At 68.9% G+C, this 3,766-nt stretch carries 3 protein-coding genes; 1 reads left to right on the top strand and 2 read right to left on the bottom strand.

All coding sequences use genetic code 11. From position 1 onward, the window contains the following. Window positions 1–138 precede the first annotated feature (138 nt). Together ACZ499_RS30125 and ACZ499_RS30120 are read right to left on the bottom strand one after the other, a co-directional pair. Window positions 139–1,518, bottom strand: a complete 1,380-nt coding sequence (locus ACZ499_RS30125) for an aspartate aminotransferase family protein (protein WP_468679392.1) — start codon at window positions 1,516–1,518, stop codon at window positions 139–141. Further along, on the bottom strand, window positions 1,503–1,994 hold the full coding sequence (locus ACZ499_RS30120) for an Lrp/AsnC family transcriptional regulator (RefSeq protein ID WP_190091075.1): 492 nt from the start codon (window positions 1,992–1,994) through the stop codon (window positions 1,503–1,505). The genes ACZ499_RS30125 and ACZ499_RS30120 overlap by 16 nt, the downstream gene beginning before the upstream one ends. 179 nt (window positions 1,995–2,173) lie before the next feature. Between ACZ499_RS30120 and ACZ499_RS30115 the strand changes: the two genes are divergently transcribed. Continuing rightward, window positions 2,174–3,613, top strand: coding sequence for a gamma-aminobutyraldehyde dehydrogenase (locus tag ACZ499_RS30115; protein WP_468679391.1), 1,440 nt, complete (start codon window positions 2,174–2,176; stop codon window positions 3,611–3,613). Window positions 3,614–3,766: the final 153 nt, after the last annotated feature.

Here is a 3,766-nt window from a genome sequence, read left to right as displayed (position 1 = left end):
CCCCCCCCCCCCCCCCCCCCCCCCCCCCCCCCCCCCCCCCCCCCCCCCCCCCCCCCCCCCCCCCCCCCCCCCCCCCCCCCCCCCCCCCCCCCCGGGCCGGTGCGTTCAGACGAATCGCGGGGACGATCCGGGGGACGGCTAGAGCTTCGTCCAGGCCTCCGTCAGGACCTGGCGCAGGATGCCCTCGATCTCGTCGAAGGTCTCCTGGTTGGAGATCAGCGGCGGGGCCAGCTGGACCACCGGGTCGCCCCGGTCGTCGGCGCGGCAGTACAGGCCGTTGTCGTACAGCGCCTTGGAGAGGAAGCCGTACAGGACGCGCTCGGTCTCCTCGTCGGTGAAGGTCTCCTTGGTGGCCTTGTCCTTCACCAGCTCGATGCCGTAGAAGAAGCCGTTGCCGCGGACGTCGCCGACTATCGGCAGGTCGTGGAGCTTCTTGAGGGTGTCGAAGAAGGCGCTCTCGTTGTCGAGCACGTGCTGGTTGAGGCCCTCGCGCTCGAAGATGTCGAGGTTGGCCAGGCCCACGGCCGCGGAGACCGGGTGGCCGCCGAAGGTGTAGCCGTGCAGGAAGGTGTTGTCGCCCTTGTAGAACGGCTCCGCGAGCTTGTCGGAGATGATGCAGGCGCCGATCGGGGAGTAGCCCGAGGTCATGCCCTTGGCGCAGGTGATCATGTCCGGTATGTAGTCGAACTTGTCGCAGGCGAACATCGTGCCCAGGCGGCCGAAGGCGCAGATGACCTCGTCGGAGACGAGCAGCACGTCGTACTTGTCGCAGATCTCGCGCACGCGCTGGAAGTAGCCGGGCGGGGGCGGGAAGCAGCCGCCCGCGTTCTGGACGGGCTCAAGGAAGACCGCCGCGACCGTCTCGGGGCCCTCGAAGAGGATCTCCTGCTCGATCTGGTCGGCGGCCCAGCGGCCGAAGGCCACCGGGTCGTCGGCGTGGATCGAGGCGCGGTAGATGTTGGTGTTCGGCACCTTGTGCGCGCCGGGGACCAGCGGCTCGAAGGGCGCCTTCAGCGCGGGCAGACCGGTGATCGACAGGGCGCCCTGCGGGGTGCCGTGGTAGGCGACCGCGCGCGAGATGACCTTGTACTTCGTGTGGTTGCCGGTGAGCTTGTGGTACTGCTTCGCCAGCTTCCAGGCAGTCTCGACGGCCTCGCCGCCGCCGGTGGTGAAGAAGACCTTGTTGAGGTCGCCCGGGGCGTAGTTGGCGAGACGTTCCGCCAGCTCCACCGCCTTGGGGTGGGCGTAGGACCACACCGGGAAGAAGGCCAGCTCCTGCGCCTGCTTGTAGGCGGTCTCGGCGAGCTCGTGGCGGCCGTGGCCGGCGTTGACGACGAACAGGCCGGAGAGACCGTCGAGGTACTTCTTGCCCTTGTCGTCGTAGATGTAGGTGCCCTCGCCCCGCACGATGGTGGGAACGGGCGCGTTCTCGTACGACGACATGCGGGTGAAGTGCATCCACAGGTGGTCGTAGGCGGTCTGGCTCAGGTCCTTGCTCACGGCTATCGGGTTCCCCACATATAGGTCTGCTTCTTCAACTTGAGGTAGACGAAGCTCTCGGTGGAGCGCACGCCGGGGAGGGCGCGGATCCGCTTGTTGATGACGTCCAGCAGGTGGTCGTCGTCCTCGCAGACGACCTCCACCATCAGGTCGAAGGAGCCCGCGGTCATCACCACGTACTCGCACTCGGCCATGGCCGTCAGCGCCTCGGCGACGGGGTCGAGGTCTCCCTCGACATTGATGCCGACCATCGCCTGGCGCCGGAACCCCACGGTGAGGGGGTCCGTGACGGCGACGATCTGCATCACGCCCTGGTCGAGCAGCTTCTGCACGCGCTGGCGCACGGCCGCCTCGGACAGGCCCACGGCCTTGCCGATCGCGGCGTACGGGCGGCGCCCGTCTTCCTGGAGCTGCTCGATGATCGCCAGGGACACGGCATCGATCGACGGGGACGATCCGTTCCCGGTCCTGGGGTCTGCGCTTCGACTGGCCACGGAGCCACTGTGCACCCGACTCGTCTGTCCCGCAACCCCAAAGCGATGAAATTCGTTGTTCCGTGACCTCAGAAGCACTGAATCCGAAGTTGCCGGGCGGCGGGTCTGTCGAAAGCGACACTGGACCGACTAGGGTGGGTTGTCTCACCCATCGGACATCGGACCGGGAGGCCAGCGAAGTGACCACCGAACTGCGTCGTTTGCGCAACTACATCGACGGAGAGTTCCGCGATGCTGCCGACGGGCGGACCATCGAGGTGGTCAACCCGGCCACGGGCGAGGCGTACGCCACCTCGCCGCTCTCCGGCCAGGCGGACGTCGACGCCGCCATGGCCGCCGCCGCCGTGGCCTTCCCGGCCTGGCGCGACACCACGCCGGCCGAGCGCCAGCGGGTCCTGCTGAAGATCGCGGACGCCTTCGAGGAGCGCGCCGAGGAGCTGATCGCGGCCGAGTCCGAGAACACCGGCAAGCCGCTCGCGCTCACTGCCAGCGAAGAGATCCCGCCGATGGTGGACCAGATCCGCTTCTTCGCGGGCGCCGCCCGGCTGCTGGAGGGCCGCTCGGCCGGCGAGTACATGGAGGGCATGACCTCGATCGTCCGCCGTGAGCCGGTGGGTGTCTGCGCGCAGGTCGCGCCGTGGAACTACCCGATGATGATGGCCGTGTGGAAGTTCGCCCCGGCCCTCGCCGCCGGCAACACGGTCGTCCTCAAGCCCTCGGACACCACCCCCGCCTCCACCGTCCTGATCGCCGAGATCATCGGCGCGATCGTCCCCAAGGGCGTCTTCAACGTCATCTGCGGCGACCGCGACACCGGCCGTGCGATGGTCGAGCACCCGGTGCCCGCGATGGCCTCCATCACCGGTTCCGTACGGGCCGGCATGCAGGTCGCGGAGTCGGCGGCCAAGGACGTCAAGCGCGTCCACCTGGAGCTCGGCGGCAAGGCCCCGGTCGTCGTCTTCGAGGACGCCGACATCGCCAAGGCCGTCGAGGACATCGCGGTGGCGGGCTACTTCAACGCGGGCCAGGACTGTACGGCCGCGACGCGCGTCCTGGTCCACGAGTCCATCCACGACGAGTTCGTCACCGCGCTCGCCAAGGCCGCCGCCGACACCAAGACCGGCCAGCCGGACGACGAGGACGTGCTGTACGGCCCGCTGAACAACGCCAACCAGCTGGGGCAGGTCACCGGCTTCATCGACCGCCTCCCGGCGCACGCCAAGGTCGAGGCGGGCGGCCACCGGGTCGGCGACAAGGGCTACTTCTACGCCCCGACCGTCGTCTCCGGCCTCAAGCAGGACGACGAGATCATCCAGAACGAGGTCTTCGGCCCGGTCATCACGGTCCAGTCCTTCACCGACGAGAAGCAGGCCCTCGAATACGCCAACGGCGTCGAGTACGCACTGGCCTCCTCGGTCTGGACGAAGGACCACGCCCGTGCGATGCGCATGTCCAAGTACCTGGACTTCGGCTGCGTCTGGATCAACACGCACATCCCGCTCGTCGCGGAGATGCCGCACGGCGGCTTCAAGAAGTCCGGCTACGGCAAGGACCTCTCGGCGTACGGCTTCGAGGACTACACCCGCATCAAGCACGTGATGACGTCGTACGAGGGCTGATTCCCCCGGCACGGCCCGGACTTGGGGGGGGGGGGGGGGGGGGGGGGGGGGGGGGAGAGGGGGGGGGGGGGGGGGGGGGGGGGGAGGGAGGGAGGAGGAGGAGGTCGTAGCCGGGACGAGAGAAAACAGCGGGGAGGAGACCGGCGGGGCGAG

The organism is Streptomyces sp. NPDC031265, from assembly GCF_055570295.1.
The sequence above is the reverse complement of the archived record's forward strand: the minus strand, read 5'-3'. Positions and strand labels throughout refer to the sequence as shown.